This window comes from Paragemmobacter amnigenus (genome assembly GCF_009908265.2).
Taxonomy (GTDB): domain Bacteria; phylum Pseudomonadota; class Alphaproteobacteria; order Rhodobacterales; family Rhodobacteraceae; genus Paragemmobacter; species Paragemmobacter amnigenus.
Window position 1 is genome coordinate 249,340 of the sequence record NZ_JAAATX020000006.1, and the last position, 14,958, is coordinate 264,297.

Annotated in this window: 14 protein-coding genes; 9 read left to right on the top strand and 5 right to left on the bottom strand. The window is 67.0% G+C overall.

The window, feature by feature from the left end:
* Positions 1-4: 4 nt before the first annotated feature.
* Positions 5-1,228 (bottom strand): argininosuccinate synthase, encoded by a 1,224-nt coding sequence (locus tag GU927_RS10515; protein WP_161762387.1) that lies wholly within the window; start codon positions 1,226-1,228, stop codon positions 5-7.
* Between the two features lie 127 nt (positions 1,229-1,355).
* Complete coding sequence (locus GU927_RS10520; protein ID WP_217765587.1) at positions 1,356-2,351, bottom strand: hypothetical protein; 996 nt, start codon at positions 2,349-2,351, stop codon at positions 1,356-1,358.
* A gap of 126 nt (positions 2,352-2,477) precedes the next feature.
* Here GU927_RS10520 and ilvA point away from each other — a divergent pair, with 126 nt between their 5' ends.
* A complete protein-coding gene (gene ilvA / locus GU927_RS10525; protein ID WP_161762390.1) occupies positions 2,478-3,725 on the top strand; it encodes a threonine ammonia-lyase IlvA in 1,248 nt (415 codons plus the stop codon).
* Between the two features lie 6 nt (positions 3,726-3,731).
* Here ilvA and GU927_RS10530 read toward each other — a convergent pair whose 3' ends face one another.
* Positions 3,732-4,037 carry an Hpt domain-containing protein gene (locus GU927_RS10530; RefSeq protein WP_161762391.1) on the bottom strand — a complete coding sequence of 102 codons (306 nt, stop codon included), beginning with the start codon at positions 4,035-4,037 and terminating at the stop codon, positions 3,732-3,734.
* A gap of 161 nt (positions 4,038-4,198) precedes the next feature.
* Here GU927_RS10530 and GU927_RS10535 point away from each other — a divergent pair, with 161 nt between their 5' ends.
* Positions 4,199-5,383, top strand: a complete 1,185-nt coding sequence (locus GU927_RS10535; protein WP_232489186.1) for a PP2C family protein-serine/threonine phosphatase — start codon at positions 4,199-4,201, stop codon at positions 5,381-5,383.
* Here the strand turns inward: GU927_RS10535 and GU927_RS10540 are convergent.
* On the bottom strand, positions 5,380-5,823 hold the full coding sequence (locus tag GU927_RS10540; protein ID WP_161762393.1) for an NUDIX hydrolase: 444 nt from the start codon (positions 5,821-5,823) through the stop codon (positions 5,380-5,382). The two genes, GU927_RS10535 and GU927_RS10540, sit on opposite strands and share 4 nt — an antisense overlap.
* Before the next feature lie 70 nt (positions 5,824-5,893).
* Between GU927_RS10540 and hslO the strand changes: the two genes are divergently transcribed.
* The 7 genes from hslO (at position 5,894) to GU927_RS10575 (ending at position 14,187) form a co-directional block, all read left to right on the top strand.
* On the top strand, positions 5,894-6,889 hold the full coding sequence (gene hslO, locus GU927_RS10545) for an Hsp33 family molecular chaperone HslO (RefSeq protein ID WP_161762394.1): 996 nt from the start codon (positions 5,894-5,896) through the stop codon (positions 6,887-6,889).
* The gene (locus GU927_RS10550) at positions 6,882-7,478 is read left to right on the top strand and encodes a CoA pyrophosphatase (RefSeq protein WP_161762395.1); all 597 of its coding nucleotides are present in this window, start codon (positions 6,882-6,884) and stop codon (positions 7,476-7,478) included. Before hslO ends, GU927_RS10550 begins: the two co-directional genes overlap by 8 nt.
* The gene (locus GU927_RS10555; RefSeq protein ID WP_161762396.1) at positions 7,475-8,614 is read left to right on the top strand and encodes a CCA tRNA nucleotidyltransferase; all 1,140 of its coding nucleotides are present in this window, start codon (positions 7,475-7,477) and stop codon (positions 8,612-8,614) included. The genes GU927_RS10550 and GU927_RS10555 overlap by 4 nt, the downstream gene beginning before the upstream one ends.
* 60 nt (positions 8,615-8,674) lie before the next feature.
* On the top strand, positions 8,675-10,522 hold the full coding sequence (locus GU927_RS10560) for an ABC transporter ATP-binding protein (protein WP_161762397.1): 1,848 nt from the start codon (positions 8,675-8,677) through the stop codon (positions 10,520-10,522).
* Complete coding sequence (locus tag GU927_RS10565) at positions 10,519-12,372, top strand: ABC transporter ATP-binding protein (protein ID WP_161762398.1); 1,854 nt, start codon at positions 10,519-10,521, stop codon at positions 12,370-12,372. Before GU927_RS10560 ends, GU927_RS10565 begins: the two co-directional genes overlap by 4 nt.
* Positions 12,369-13,589: a class I SAM-dependent RNA methyltransferase gene (locus GU927_RS10570; protein ID WP_161762399.1), complete on the top strand. Its 1,221-nt coding sequence runs from the start codon at positions 12,369-12,371 to the stop codon at positions 13,587-13,589. The genes GU927_RS10565 and GU927_RS10570 overlap by 4 nt, the downstream gene beginning before the upstream one ends.
* Positions 13,590-13,689: 100 nt before the next feature.
* Positions 13,690-14,187: a L,D-transpeptidase family protein gene (locus GU927_RS10575; protein ID WP_161762400.1), complete on the top strand. Its 498-nt coding sequence runs from the start codon at positions 13,690-13,692 to the stop codon at positions 14,185-14,187.
* A 52-nt stretch (positions 14,188-14,239) separates the two neighbouring features.
* Here the strand turns inward: GU927_RS10575 and GU927_RS10580 are convergent, their stop codons facing one another.
* On the bottom strand, positions 14,240-14,797 hold the full coding sequence (locus GU927_RS10580) for a CAP domain-containing protein (RefSeq protein ID WP_161762401.1): 558 nt from the start codon (positions 14,795-14,797) through the stop codon (positions 14,240-14,242).
* Positions 14,798-14,958: the final 161 nt, after the last annotated feature.

Sequence of the window (14,958 nt, forward strand, 5' to 3'; positions counted from 1 at the left end):
CCGCTCACTTCACCCGCGCGTTCCGCGTGGCGATCAGTTTCAGCCGCAGCGCGTTCAGGCGGATGAAGCCTTCGGCGTCCTTCTGGTCATAGGCGCCCGCGTCTTCCTCGAAGGTCACGTGCTTTTCGGAATAGAGCGAGTGGTCCGACCACCGCGCCACCGTCCGCGCCGACCCCTTGTAGAGCTTCACCCGCACCGTGCCCGTCACATGTTCCTGCGTCTTGTCGATCAGGGCCTGCAGCGCCTCGCGCTCGGGGCTGAACCAGAAGCCGTTATAGATCAGCTCGGCATAGCGCGGCATGATCGAATCCTTCAGGTGACCGGCACCCGAATCCAGCGTGATCTGCTCGATCCCGCGATGCGCCTCGAGCAGGATCGTCCCGCCGGGAGTTTCATACAGGCCGCGCGACTTCATCCCGACAAAGCGGTTTTCGACAAGGTCCAGCAGGCCAACGCCATGCCGCCCGCCCATCTCGTTCAACCGCGTCAGGATGGTGGCGGGCGAAAGCCGCTCGCCATTGATCGCCACGGCATCGCCGCGCTCGAAGGAAATCTCGACGAATTCGGCCTGATCGGGGGCCTTTTCCACCGGCACCACGCGCTGGTACACGAATTCCGGTGCTTCCTCGGCGGGGTTCTCCAGCACCTTCCCCTCGGACGAGGTGTGCAGCAGGTTCGCGTCGACCGAGAAGGGCGCCTCGCCCCGCTTGTCCTTGGCAATCGGAATCTGGTTGGTTTCCGCGAATTCCAGAAGCTTCGTGCGGCTGGTCAGATCCCACAGCCGCCACGGCGCGATGACCTTGATCGCGGGGTCCAGCGCCGCCACGCCCAGTTCGAACCGCACCTGATCGTTGCCCTTGCCGGTCGCGCCATGCGCCACGGCATCGGCCCCGGTTTCCTGCGCGATCCGCACCAGTTCCTTGGAAATCAGCGGCCGCGCGATGGAGGTGCCCAGCAGATACAGCCCCTCATACAGCGCGTTGGCGCGGAACATAGGGAAGACGAAGTCGCGCACGAATTCCTCGCGCAGGTCGACGATGTGGATGTTCTCGGGCTTGATCCCCAGAAGGATGGCCTTCTGCCGCGCCGGTTCCAGCTCCTCGCCCTGACCCAGATCGGCGGTGAAGGTGACCACCTCGCAGCCGTATTCGGTCTGCAACCATTTCAGGATGATCGAGGTATCCAGCCCGCCCGAATAGGCAAGGACGACTTTCTTCGGCTTCAGCATCGCAGCCTCTTTTCCCAAGGAATTATTGGCGCGCGGTGTATCGGGTCTTGTCCGGTCGGGCAAGGGCGACGGGCCAAAGGAAAAGGGGCGGCACATGGCCGCCCCTTTGATGGCATTCAGGCGGGGATCAGGACCCCACGGCCTCGGCGATGGCTTCCAGATCGCCTTCGAAACGGGCGCGCAACTGGTCCAGCAGCGCCTGCTCCTCGGGCGTCATCTCGTCCGTCGCGTCGGGGTTCTTGTTCCACAGGGCAAGGACGGCCTTTTCGGCGTCGGTGACGGCATTTGCCGCCTCGATATCATCGGCGCTCGGAGCGTCGCCCTCGGGCATTCCGGCAAGAAGGTCCTCGATATCGGGGTCCTCGACGAAAGCCTCGGGGCGTTCACCGACCTGCAGATCCGCGATTTCCGGCGGGATTTCGGTGCTGCCGACTGTCAGGCCCGCGTCGGTCAAAGCCGTGAGATAGGCTTCATTCTCGGCCTCCCACGCGCTGAGCCGGTCGTCATAGGTCGCGCCAAGCGCCTTGGCCTCTAGGTAGGCGTCGATCTCCTGCTGGTAATCCTCGCCCAGAAGCAGCGTTGCCTCGCCTGCGAATTCCTCGAACAGGGCGGCACGGTCCAGCACCTCTTGCGCGTCCAGATCGCCCAGTTCCGAATCCGCGGCAACCAGCGCGGCGACGGCGCCGACCGGACCGTTGGTGTTGCCGTTGCGGATATGGGCCAGCACGGCGTTGATATTGGCATTCATCGCGCCGTTCATGTTGCCAAGTTCGTTGGCGGCAAAGGTGATCTCGCCCTCTTCGGTCGCGGTCACGGCTGCCTTGGGCTTGGCGCTTTCGGGCTTGGCCTTCGCAACCGACTGCGCGGCGGGCTTGCCGCCGCCATTGCCGTTGCCGCCACCGGCCGAGGATTTCTCGGCCTTGTTGCCGCCACCGTTGCCGCCACCGCCATTGCCGCCGCCGTTACCACCGCCGCCGCCATTGCCGCCGCCGTTCCCCCCGCCATTGCCATTGCCGGCATAGGCCGCGCCATCGCCGCCAGCAGGAAAGACCACCGAAGCGAGCGGGCTGAGCATCAGGGTCGTAATACCAAGCACAGTCACGATCTTCTTGGGATGGAACATGGTCCTCTCCTCGCCTAGTGTCAGATGTGCAGACCGCGTGTTTCCACAGGGTCAATGTGGCGACATTAAGGAAGTTGAATAAGCGGACCGCAACCACGACGATAATTTTCAGGGGATTCCCGCCGAATGAGCGAATTCGCCACCGCAGCCCGCGCCGCGGAACACGCGCTGAGGGAGCTTTTCCCCGAGACCCCGCTGCAACGCAACGAACACCTCTCGCAACGCTATGACGCCGACATCTGGCTGAAACGCGAGGATCTGACACCCGTCCGCAGCTACAAGATCCGCGGAGCCTTCACCGCCATGGGCAAGGTGCTGCAGCGCACGCCCGACCGGCGCCGATTCGTCTGTGCCAGCGCGGGCAACCATGCGCAGGGCGTGGCCTTTGCCTGCCGCCATTTCGGGGTGGAGGGGACAGTCTTCATGCCCGTAACCACGCCGCAGCAGAAGATCGACAAGACCCGCGCCTTCGGGGGCGACACCATCCGCGTCGTCCTGACGGGCGACTATTTCGACCAGACGCTGGCCGCGGCGCAGGCCTTTTGCGCCGAGCAGCAGGCGCATTTCCTGTCGCCCTTCGATGACGAGGATGTCATCCTCGGTCAGGCCTCGGTGGGGGTGGAGATCCTTGACCAGCTCGGCACGGCCCCCGATCTGGTAATCCTGCCGGTGGGCGGGGGCGGGCTGTCCTCGGGCGTGACCGCCTATCTGCGCGAATGTGCCCCAGCGACCGATTTCCGCTTTGTCGAACCGCTGGGGGGCGCGTCGCTGATGGCAGCGCTGAAGGCCGGAGAGCCGTCGAAACTCGCGCGGGTGAACAGCTTTGTCGACGGGGCGGCGGTGGCGCGTCTGGGCGACCGGACCTTTGCACGGCTGAACTGGGTCGATGCGTCCAACGTGCTGCTGGCGCCCGAAGACCGCATCTGCGTCACCATGCTCGAGATGCTGAACGTCGAGGGGATTGTTCTGGAACCCGCCGGTGCGCTGTCGGTGGATGTGCTGCCGGAACTGGCCGCGGAAATCCGCGGCAAGACCGTGGTCTGCGTCACCTCGGGCGGGAATTTCGACTTCGAGCGGTTGCCGGAGGTGAAGGAACGCGCCCAGCGCTATTCCGGCGTGAAGAAGTATTTCATCCTGCGGATGCCCCAGCGCCCCGGTGCCCTGCGGGAATTCCTTGGCATGCTGGGCCCCGATGACGACATCGCGCGGTTCGAATACCTGAAGAAATCCGCCCGCAACTTCGGGTCGGTCCTGATCGGGATCGAAACCCGCCGGTCGGACAATTTCCGCGAGCTGTTCGGCAAGCTGGACGCGGCGGCCTTCACCTATCGCGACATCACCAATGACGAGATTCTGGCCGAATTCCTGATCTGACGCGGGTCAGGCCGGAACGAAGCCTTCCAGCGCAGCGCGCGTTTCGGCATAGAGCCGAGCCAGCGCCTGCGCGTCATAGCCTTCGCCGCGCTCGCCCTTGCGGCACATCTCGGCCAGATCGTCGAAGCCGAGGTTGAGCGCCACGCCCTTCAGGAAATGCAGCTCTGCCCGTGGCGGGACGGCCGCGCCTGCGCCGGACAGCCGCGCGATCACCTCGTCGCTTTCGGCCAGAAACAGCGCCACGACCTCTTCATAGCCATCCTCGCCGATCTCCGCGCGCAGCGACAGCAGACGGTCCTCGTTCAACAGCATGGTCCACACCCCTGATTGCCCCGACGGGACGATGCGGCCGGGGCGGTGAAGCAGGCGTAAAGACCGCAGGGCGTTTTCCGCACAATGCGATCTTTCGGCGGGCCTTTTCGGTCTGTTTACCCCCTGCGGGCAGGATGGGCCGGACAGGAAGGGAGTCCGCCATGCTTGCCACACAGCCGCGCCGCGTTCTGGTGACCGATGACAGCGCGGCACAGCGCCGGATGCTGGCACTGCACCTGACCCGCTGGGGCTATCAGGTGAGCGAGGCCGCAACCGGACAGCAGGCGATCGCGCTGGCCCGCAGCACGGACTTCGACATCATCCTGTCGGACTGGATGATGCCCGGCATGACCGGTCCCGAATTCTGCCGCGCCTACCGCGCCCTGCCGCGCGACGGTTACGGCTATTTCGTCCTGCTCTCCGCCCGCAGCGAAAAGACCGAGATTGCGGATGGTCTGGACAGCGGGGCGGATGATTTCCTGACCAAACCCGTCGATTCGACCGAATTGCTGGCCCGCCTGCACGCGGGCGAGCGCATCCTGCAGATGCAGGCCGAACTGCGCCGCCGCCACCGCGATCTGGAACGGCTTTACGCCGAGGTGCAGCGCGATCTGGCCGAGGCGCATGAACTGCAGGCCTCGCTCTTGCCCGATCCGGTGCAGCGCTTCGGCCCGGTCGAGGCGCTGTTCCATGTCCGCACCTCGGGGCATCTGGGGGGCGACATGGTGGGGTGGTTCCCGCTGGGGCCTGACCGGATCGCGGTCTATGCGGTGGATGTGGCGGGGCACGGGGTGGCGGCGGCGCTGATGGCCGCGCGGCTGGCGGCGCTTTTGTCCCACAGCGGTCGCGACCAGAACGTCGCCTTCCGCGACGGGCATCCCCTTTCTCCGGCCGAGGTGGTGTCGCGGCTGAACCGGCTGCTCTGCGCCGAGGTGCGGGGGGACCAGTATGTCACGATGGTCTATGCCGACCTGTCGCTGGCGGACGGGACGCTGCGGATGGTGCAGGCGGGGCATCCCCACCCGCTCCTGCTGCGCCGCGCGGGGCGCGACCGCCGGCTGGGACGGGGCGGCTTTCCCGTGGGGCTGGTGCCGCAGGCGGACTATGCCGAAACCCGCATCCACCTGCGCCCGGGCGACCGGCTGGTGATTCCGTCGGACGGGATCACCGAATGTCCGGGGCCGCGCGGTGACCTTGGCGATGCGGGCCTGCTGCGGCTGATGCGCGGACTGGCGGACAGGACCGGCCCCGCGCTGCGCGACGGCGTGATCGCCTCCCTGACCGGCCATGCGGGGACGACCGACTTTCCCGACGACGTGTCCTTCGTGATCCTAGACCGGACCTAGCGACGGCCGAGGAGGCGGGCCAGCATCGCGCGGTCGCCCGCATTGCCCAGAAGCTCCAGCCCCGCCACGGCGGGCATCCAGACCGCGCTGTGGCCTGCCTCGGTCGGGGGTCCGTGCCGCCGCACGGGCCGCGCCAGATAGATGGTGCAGAGCTTTTCGGCCCAGAGGTCGTATTCCGGCATGTAGGTGAACCGCCGGAACGCCCCCAGCCGCCGCTGCACCGCGATTCGCCATCCCGTCTCTTCGAACACCTCGCGGTGGAGCGCGGCGACGGGATGCTCACCCGCGTCGATACCGCCGCCGGGAAGCTGGTATTCCGGTACCGGCGCGGCCTGATGCGTGGCCAGAAGTTCGTCCCCGTCCAGGAGGATCGCATAGACCCCCGGCCTCCGCCTGTAGCGTTGACCTTGCTTCACTTGTTCCCCATATCGGCGGATCATCTGTTTGGCCCCGTGGTTGCCCGTGCCATATTGGCGCGGTATTCGGGACCGGCACAATCGGGAAACCCCTATGACCATCGGCTCTCAACTCGCCTGGGACGATACCGTCCTGCCGTTCCAGCTTGACCGTTCCGACATCCGGGGGCGCGTCGCGCGTCTGGATGGCCTGCTGGACCAGGTTCTGAAACAGCACGACTATCCCCCGCAGATCGAGGCGCTGGTCGCCGAGGCCGCCCTGCTGACCGCGCTGATCGGCCAGACGATCAAGCTGCGCTGGAAGCTGTCGCTGCAGGTGCGCGGCAAGGGTCCGGCGCGCCTGATCGCGACCGACTATTACGGCCCGACCGAGGACGGGCAAAGCGCCCGCATCCGCGCCTATGCCAGCTTCGACCGCGACCGGCTCGACCCCGCCGCCCCCCCGTTCAGCCAGATCGGCGAGGGTTATCTGGCCGTGCTGATCGACCAGGGCGAGGGGACGGTGCCCTATTCCGGCATCACCCCCATCGCGGGCGGGTCGCTGTCGGCCTGTGCGGAAACCTATTTCGCGCAGTCCGAACAGCTGCCCACCCGCTTTGCCGTGACCTTCGGCAAGAGCCAGCACCCCGGCGAGGCGCCGCACTGGCGCGCGGGCGGCGTGATGCTGCAGCACATGCCCAAGGCCTCGCCCTTCGTGGCGGGGGGCGAGGGGACGGGCGAAGGCGGGCTTCTGACCCATGCCGATATCCTGACCGGCGACGAGAGCGAGAACTGGAACCGCGCCAACCTCCTGCTGGACACGGTCGAGGAGATGGAGCTGATCGGCCCGTCGGTGCAGCCCACCGACCTGCTGGTGCGCCTCTTCCACGAGGAAGAGCCGCGCGTCTTCGACGCCCAGCCGGTACGCTTCGGCTGCTCCTGCTCGGTCGAGAAGGTGCGGAATTCGCTGTCGATCTATTCGGCCAAGGACATCGCCCACATGACGACGCCCGAAGGCATCGTCACCGCCGACTGCCAGTTCTGCGGCGCGCATTACGAGCTGGACCCGAAAACAGTCGGGTTCGAGGCGGAAAAGGCCCCGGATGCATGAGGCCGAGGAAAGGCTGCGCAAGGCATTGAACCGCCCTGCGCGGCCTTCGTCGGATTTCGACCTGAACCCCGCCATCACCCTGCCGCCTGGCCGCACGCTGCGGCCTGCGGCGGTGCTGGTGCCGGTCTGGCTGCGTCCCGACGGGGCGCGGCTGATCCTGACCAAGCGGTCCTCGCATCTGAAACACCATCCCGGGCAGATCGCCTTTCCGGGCGGCAAGGTGGACGCGGGCGATGACGGCGTGATCGGCGCCGCCCTGCGCGAAACCCGCGAGGAGATCGGCCTTCCCCCCGCTCTGGTGGAAATCGCCGGAACCCTGCCCCCGCACGAGACGGTGACGGGGTTCACCGTCACCCCCGTTCTGGGCTTCCTGCGCGACAGCTTCACCCCCGTCCCCGAGGCGGGCGAGGTGGACGAGGTCTTTACCGTGCCCCTGCCGCATGTCCTGACGCCGTCCCATTACGGAATCGAGAGACGCCTGTGGCGGGGCGAGTGGCGGCGCTATTATGCGGTGCCCTATGGCCCCTATTACATCTGGGGTGCCACCGCCCGCATCCTGCGCGGTCTGGCCGACAGGGTGACGGCATGAGGGTCTCGGGCGACTGGCTGACCGATCCCGCGACGCAAGGCGTCTGCGCCATGCTGACCACGGCGGGGCATCAGGCGCTGCTGGTGGGCGGCTGCGTGCGCAACGCCCTTCTGGGGGTGGCGGTCACCGATATCGACATCGCCACCGACGCCACCCCCGACCGCGTGGTGGAACTGGCCCGCGCGGCGGGTCTGAAACCCGTTCCCACGGGGATCGACCATGGCACCATCACCGTCGTCGCGGACGGCAAGCCGCATGAGGTGACGACCTTCCGCCGCGATGTGGAAACCGATGGCCGCCACGCCACCGTGGCCTTCTCCACCGACGTGGCCGAGGATGCCGCGCGGCGCGATTTCACCATGAACGCGATTTACGCCCGCGCCGATGGAACCGTGGTCGATCCCTTGGGCGGCCTGCCCGACCTGCGCGCGCGGCATGTCCGCTTTGTGGGCGATCCCGACCGGCGCATACGCGAAGACTACCTCCGCATCCTGCGCTTCTTCCGCTTTACCGCATGGTATGGCGACCCCGCGCTGGGCATGGATGCCGACGGCCTTGCCGCCTGCGCCGCGGGCATCGACGGGCTGCACGCCCTGTCGAAAGAGCGTGTGGGGGCGGAAATCCGCAAGCTCCTGTCCGCGCCCGACCCTGCCCCCGCGGTGGCGAGCATGGCGCGCGCAGGCATCCTGAACGCCATCCTGCCCGGCACGGATGACCGCGCCTTTGCGCCGCTGGTGCATCTGGAGGGGGACGAACCGCCCCGCTGGCTGCGGCGACTTGCCGTCCTTGGCGGGGACGATCCGACCGACGCGCTGCGCCTGTCGCGCCACGAACAGCGCGACCTTGCCACCCTGCGGGACGGGATCGCAGGCACCCGCAGCCCCGCCGCCCTTGCCGCGCTGCATGGCGCGACACTGGCGGGCGATACGGTGCTGTTGCGCGCGGCCCTGCTGGAAACCCCTCCGCCGCCCGACTGGCGGGCCGCGGTGGTGCGGGGGGCGGAAACGCCCTTTCCCGTCACCGCCGCCGACCTGCCGCACCTTTCCGGCCCCGCGCTTGGCGCGGAACTCAAACGCCTGAAAACCGCTTGGCTTTCGTCGGACCTGCGCCTGACCCGCTCACAACTCCTTGGCTGACGGTTTCCCTTGCCCGCGAACGGGTCTATATGGTGAAGCCTTGGAAAAGAGGCTTCTCCCGTGTTCCGTTTCTTCGAAGGCCTCGTCGACCCCTATGGTCCCTACGAGCAAACCGATACGCCGCCGCGGCGGCTCTGGCCCTTTCTGAAGGATTACATCCGCCCGTTCCGGACGGTCTTTGCCATCACGGCCATGCTGTCGGTCGTGACGGCCTTCGCCGATGTCGCGCTGATCTGGTATGTGGGCCGTCTGGTGGACCTGCTGGCCCAGAACGGCCCCGCGCAGGCATGGGCGCTCTACGGGACCGAGATGGTCCTCGTGGCGCTGGCCATCCTGATCCTGCGCCCGCTCCTGCTGGTGGGGAATGTCGCGCTTTTGCACAACACCATCCTGCCCAATTTCGGCACGATGATCCGCTGGCGCGCCCATGCCCATGTCATCCGCCAACCCGTCGGCTGGTTCGAGAGCGACTTTGCCGGACGCATCGCCAACCGCATCATGCAGACGCCCCCCGCCGCGGGGGATGCGGTGTTCCAGACCTTCGATGCGGTTGCCTTCGCCTCGGTCACGGTCGTCGGTGCGGGGATCATGCTGGCCGATGCCGACCCGCGCCTGCTGCTGCCGCTGATCGTGTGGTTCGTCTTATACGCCGCCCTCGTCCGCTGGACGATCCGCCACGCGGGCCCCGCCTCCAAGGCCAGCTCCGATGCGCGGTCTGCCGTGACGGGGCGGGTGGTGGATGCCTATACCAACATCCATTCCGTCAAGCTCTTTGCCCATGACGACCGCGAACTCCTCTACGCCAAGGAGTCGATCGAACACGCGCGCGAGACGTTCAAGCGCGAGATGCGGATCATCACCAAGATGGACCTCGCCCTGACGGTCCTGAACGGGTTTCTGATCGTCGCCATCACCGGCTGGGCGATCCTTCTGTGGTATCAGGGCGCGGCCAGCATCGGCACTGTCGCCGCCGCGACCGCGCTTGTCCTCAGGCTCAACAACATGACCTACTGGATCATGTGGGCCTTCTCCTCGCTCGTGCAGGCGCTGGGCGTGGTGCAAGAGGGGATGGAGACGATCACCCACCCCATCGGCCTTGTGGATGCGAAGGACGCGAAACCCCTTCACTTCACCGAAGGCCGGATCGAGATCGACGCCATCCAGCACCATTACGGGCGCGGCTCGGGCGGGTTGCAGGGCGTGTCGCTGACCATCCGCCCGGGCGAGAAGATCGGGGTCGTGGGCCGCTCGGGCGCGGGGAAGTCCACCCTCGTGAAGCTGATGCTGCGTTTCTACGACTGCGAGGGGGGCCGCATCCTGATCGACGGGCAGGACATCGCGCATGTCACGCAGAACAGCCTGCGCCAGAAGATCGGCATGGTGCAGCAGGACAGCTCGCTCCTCCACCGATCGGTCCGCGACAATATCCTCTATGGCCGCCCCGACGCGACCGAGGATGAAATGATCGCCGCCGCCAAGCGGGCCGAGGCGCATGACTTCATCCTCACGCTGGAAGACCCGCAGGGGCGGCGCGGCTATGACGCCCATGTGGGCGAGCGTGGCGTGAAACTGTCGGGCGGGCAGCGGCAGCGCGTGGCGCTCGCGCGCGTGATCCTCAAGGACGCGCCCATCCTGATCCTCGACGAGGCGACCTCCGCGCTGGACAGCGAAGCCGAGGCCGCGATTCAGGACGCGCTTTATGGTGTCATGCAGGGCAAGACCGTCATCGCCATCGCGCATCGCCTGTCAACCATTGCCGCGATGGACCGCATCGTGGTGCTGGAGGATGGCCGGATCGCGGAACAGGGCAGCCATGCAGACCTGCTGGCCAAGGGCGGGCTTTACGCCCGTTTCTGGGCGCGGCAGTCGGGCGGTTTCATCGGACTGGAAGAAGAGGCTGCCGAATGACGAAACTGCTCCGCGCGCTCGGCAATGCCATCGACGCCTTCCGTCCCGCCGACACGCCCCCGCCGCAAAAGCTGGGTCCGTTCTTCCGCTGGTCGCTTTCTGGCTCGTGGCCCGCGCTGACGGTGGCGGGGATCCTGTCGTCCCTTGCCGGTGTGACAGAGGTCGTCTCGGCCCTGATCCTTGGCTGGGTGATCGATGCGGCGCTGGCGTCGGGTCCGGCGAACTTCCTGTCGGACCACTGGCAACTGATCGGCATCTTCGTGCTGTTCTATCTGGTGCTGCGCCCGCTGGCCTTCGGCATCTCGGCGGCGTCGAACTCCATCATCGTGGGGCCGAATGTCCTGCCGCTGGTGCTGTCGCGGCTGCACCGCTGGACGCTGGGTCAGGCCGTCACCTTCTTCGACAACGACTTCGCCGGTCGCATCGCCACCAAACAGATGCAGGCCGCCCGCGCCGTCACCGATGTGGCGACCGAGGTCATTAACACCGTCTGCTTCGCGCTGGCCTCTGTCATAGGCTCCGTCGTCTTTCTGCTGGCCATCGACAACCGCATCGCGCTGGCGCTGGCGGTCTGGCTGGTCGCCTATGTCCTGCTGATCCGCTTCTTCATGCCGCGCGTGCGCGTGAACTCTGCCGCCCGCGCCTCGGCCCGCGCGATGGTGTCGGGGCAGGTGGTGGACACGATCACCAACATCAAGACGGTCAAGCTCTTTGCCCATGCCGCTTTCGAGGACAAGGTCGCGCTGCGGTCGATGGAGGTGTTCCGCGACAAGTCGCTGGAATTCGGCGTGATCTCCACATGGTTCCGCTTCTCGCTGATGACCCTTGCGGGGGTGCTGCCGATCCTGCTGATCGGGGGGGCCGTCCTGCTCTGGATGCAGGGCGCGTCGACCGCGGGCGACATCGCGGCCTCGGGCGCCATCGCCATGCGGATCGCGCAGATGTCGGGCTGGGTCAGCTTTACCCTCATGTCCATCTACACCTCGGTGGGCGAGGTCGAGGACGGCATGAAGACCCTCGCCATCCCCCACGCGCTGGCCGATGCGCCCGACGCCCGCGAACTGCCGCCCATCAGGGGCGAGATCACCTTCGACCACGCCTCCTTTGCCTATGGGCGCAAGCGGGGCGGGGTGGCGGATGTGGCACTGGCCATCCGCGCAGGCGAAAAGCTGGGCATCGTCGGGGCGTCGGGCGCGGGGAAATCCTCGCTCGTCTCGCTCCTCCTGCGGCTTTACGACACCGAATCCGGCCGCGTCCTGATCGACGGGCACGACGTCCGCACCGTCACGCAAGAGAGCCTCCGCCGACAAATCGGGATGGTCACGCAGGAAACCGCGATGTTCAACCGCTCTGCCCGCGACAACATCGCCTACGGCAAGCCCGACGCGACCGAGGACGAGATCATCGCCGCCGCCCGCGCCGCCGAGGCGCATGATTTCATCGTCAACATGATCGACCACAACGGCCGCAAGGGATACGACGCCCACCTTGGCGAGCGCGGCGTAAAACTTTCCGGCGGCCAGCGGCAGCGCATCGCCCTTGCCCGCGCCTTCCTCAAGGACGCGCCCATCCTCGTGCTGGACGAGGCCACATCCGCACTCGACTCCGAAGTCGAGGCGAACATCCAGTCCGCCCTGTCCCGCGTGATGGAGGGGAAAACCGTCCTCGCCATCGCGCACCGGCTGTCGACCATTTCCGCGATGGACCGCATCGTCGTCCTTGACGACGGCCGCATCGTCGAGGAAGGCACGCATGACCAACTCCTCACCCGTGGCGGCCTCTATGCCCGCTACTGGAACCGCCAGTCGGGTGGTTTCATCGGTGTGGAAGACAAGGAAGCGGCAGAGTGATCCTGACCATCGAGCGCATCGGACATCTCGGCGACGGCATCGCCCGTGGCCCCGATGGCCCCGTCTACATCCCCGGCCTGCTGCCGGGCGAAGAGGTCGAGGGCACGCTGGACGGCGACCGCCTGATCGATCCGCGCATCGTCACGCCCTCGGCCGACCGCAAGAAACCACCCTGCGCCCATGCCCGCACCTGCGGCGGCTGCCTGATGCAGCACGCGTCGGACCCGTTCGTCACCACGTGGAAGGAAGGCATCGTGCGCGGCGCGCTGTCGGGGCAGGGGCTCGAGGCACCGTTCCGGCCCACCCATACCTCGCCCCCCAATTCCCGCCGCCGCGCCACGCTGGCCGCGCGCAAGACCAAGGGCGGCGCGCTGATCGGCTTTCACGCCCGCGGGTCGGACCTGATCATCCCCGTCCCGAACTGCCAGCTTCTGCATCCCGGCCTTCTGTCCACGCTGCCCGCGCTCGAGGCGCTCACCCGTCTTGGCGGATCGCGTACCACCGAACTGTCGCTGACCGTCACGCACAGCCTTGGCGGACCCGATGTCGCCGTCGCGGGCGGCAAGGAGCTGGACGGCGCCCTGCGGATGGAGCTTGCCCGCATCGCGGAAAGCCACGGCATCGCGCGGCTGACATGGGGCGGTGAAACCGTCGCGCTGCGAACCGCGCCGATGCAACGCTTCGGCAAGGCGCTGGTCGCCCCGCCCCCCGGGGCCTTCCTCCAGGCCACCCCTCAGGGCGAGGCCGCACTTCTGGCCGCCGTCACCGATGCCGTGGGCGATGCCCGCCGCATCGCGGACCTGTTCGCGGGCTGCGGCACCTTTGCCCTGCCCCTTGCCGAACGCGCCGAGGTTCTGGCGGTGGAAGGCGACGCCCCCATGACCGCCGCGCTGGAAAAGGGCTGGCGCGGGACGCCGGGGTTGAAGAAAGTCACCACTGAAACCCGCGACCTGTTCCGCCGTCCGCTGGAACCGGACGAGTTCAAGGGGATCGACGCCGTCGTCATCGACCCGCCCCGCGCGGGGGCCGAGGCGCAGGTTGCCACCCTCGCCCGAAGCAAGGTTCCCGTCATTGCCGCCGTGTCCTGCAACCCCGTCACCTTTGCGCGGGACGCGCGGATGCTGGTCAATGCGGGGTGGCGGCTGGACTGGGTGCAGGTGGTGGACCAGTTCCGCTGGTCCGCGCATGTCGAGCTTGCCGCCCGCTTCTCGCGCTGACGAATCCGTGAAGGGTCACCGACTTACGGTCGCCTTTCCTCAACACCCGTTTTCCGTTATGCGCGGGACATAAGCAAAAGACGGCAAGGCGGGCAGTGACATGCGGTTTCTTCGGGTTTTTCTGGTTCTGGCTGTGGCATTCGGTCTGGCAGCCTGTGGTGGTGGCGGCAAGTTCCGCAAATATTACGGTCCCGAGGTCACCTCGGTTCAGGTCCACAAGGCCGACCGCAAGATGTACCTGCTGCATCACGGGCGGGTGCTGAAATCCTATGATATCGCGCTGGGCTTCGCGCCCGAGGGTCACAAGCAGTTCGAAGGCGACGGCAAGACACCCGAAGGTGCCTATTACATCACCCACAGGAACCCGCGTTCGCAGTTTCACCTGTCGCTGGGCATCTCGTACCCCAACACGACCGACGTCGCCTTTGCCAAGGCGGCGGGCAAGCCGCCGGGGGGCGACATCTTCATCCATGGCGGCCCGCCACGGCCTGTTTCCGTGCGCGACTGGACAGCGGGCTGCATCGCCGTGACCGACCGCGAGATGGAAGAGATCTATTCGATGGTGAACCCGGGCACGGTGATCCACATCCTGCCCTGACGGGCCAAGGCAGGACCGGAATTGAAACGGGGGCACCTTGGCCCCCGTTTTCCTATCCTGTCAGCCCCGCCATCGGAAAGGCACCCCCGCTGGAGCCCGTGACCAGCGTCCACCAGATCTTGCCGTTCGGTTCCTGGAACCAGGCAAAGCCCAGCTCGGTCGCGGCGGGGTCAAGAATGACCTGCCGCATGTCGGGCGATTCCATCCATGTGGCCAGCGTTTCCAGCTCGGTCTCGAAGGTTTCCGAGATCAGCTCGCCCAGCAGCTTGCCGCCGTAACCCACGCGCCGCACCCGCTCCAGCGGCGAGGAGCCGTCCGATCCGAAATGCCACGGGCGGTTCTGCACCGACATGTCGCGTGCATGGGTCGCCGCCGCCGCATTCAGTTGCGCGTTCAGCACCAGCGGCTGCAGCCCCCGCGACGAACGCAGCGCATTGACCGAGTCGAGCAGGCGATACTCGATCGTCCCCGCCCCCTGCGCGGCAGTGTCATAGACCTGCGGCAGCGGCTTGCCATCCGCGCCCAGCCGCGGCCCCGCCCCCATCGTCGGCACACAGGCCGACAGCAGCGCCATCGCGGCCCCCGTCGTCAGGATTGTCCGTCTGTCCATCTGCTCTGCTCGCCCCCGTCACGCCATGGCGCGGTTGTGGTTATGCCGCCCGTTTACCGAAAGCCGCCACCCAGTTCAAACCCAACTCTGCGTGACCGCGCCGACCCGCGATCCTTTGCCCACTGACGCGGGTTTGATTTGCCCCGTCGCGGCAAAATCTG

Coding starts and splice junctions, on each gene's coding strand:
- GU927_RS10515 (WP_161762387.1), bottom strand. CDS start 1,228: ATGCTGAAGCCGAAGAAAGTCGTCCTTGCCTATTCGGGCGGGCTGGAT.
- GU927_RS10520 (WP_217765587.1), bottom strand. CDS start 2,351: ATGTTCCATCCCAAGAAGATCGTGACTGTGCTTGGTATTACGACCCTG.
- ilvA (WP_161762390.1), top strand. CDS start 2,478: ATGAGCGAATTCGCCACCGCAGCCCGCGCCGCGGAACACGCGCTGAGG.
- GU927_RS10530 (WP_161762391.1), bottom strand. CDS start 4,037: ATGCTGTTGAACGAGGACCGTCTGCTGTCGCTGCGCGCGGAGATCGGC.
- GU927_RS10535 (WP_232489186.1), top strand. CDS start 4,199: ATGCTTGCCACACAGCCGCGCCGCGTTCTGGTGACCGATGACAGCGCG.
- GU927_RS10540 (WP_161762393.1), bottom strand. CDS start 5,823: ATGATCCGCCGATATGGGGAACAAGTGAAGCAAGGTCAACGCTACAGG.
- hslO (WP_161762394.1), top strand. CDS start 5,894: ATGACCATCGGCTCTCAACTCGCCTGGGACGATACCGTCCTGCCGTTC.
- GU927_RS10550 (WP_161762395.1), top strand. CDS start 6,882: ATGCATGAGGCCGAGGAAAGGCTGCGCAAGGCATTGAACCGCCCTGCG.
- GU927_RS10555 (WP_161762396.1), top strand. CDS start 7,475: ATGAGGGTCTCGGGCGACTGGCTGACCGATCCCGCGACGCAAGGCGTC.
- GU927_RS10565 (WP_161762398.1), top strand. CDS start 10,519: ATGACGAAACTGCTCCGCGCGCTCGGCAATGCCATCGACGCCTTCCGT.
- GU927_RS10575 (WP_161762400.1), top strand. CDS start 13,690: ATGCGGTTTCTTCGGGTTTTTCTGGTTCTGGCTGTGGCATTCGGTCTG.
- GU927_RS10580 (WP_161762401.1), bottom strand. CDS start 14,797: ATGGACAGACGGACAATCCTGACGACGGGGGCCGCGATGGCGCTGCTG.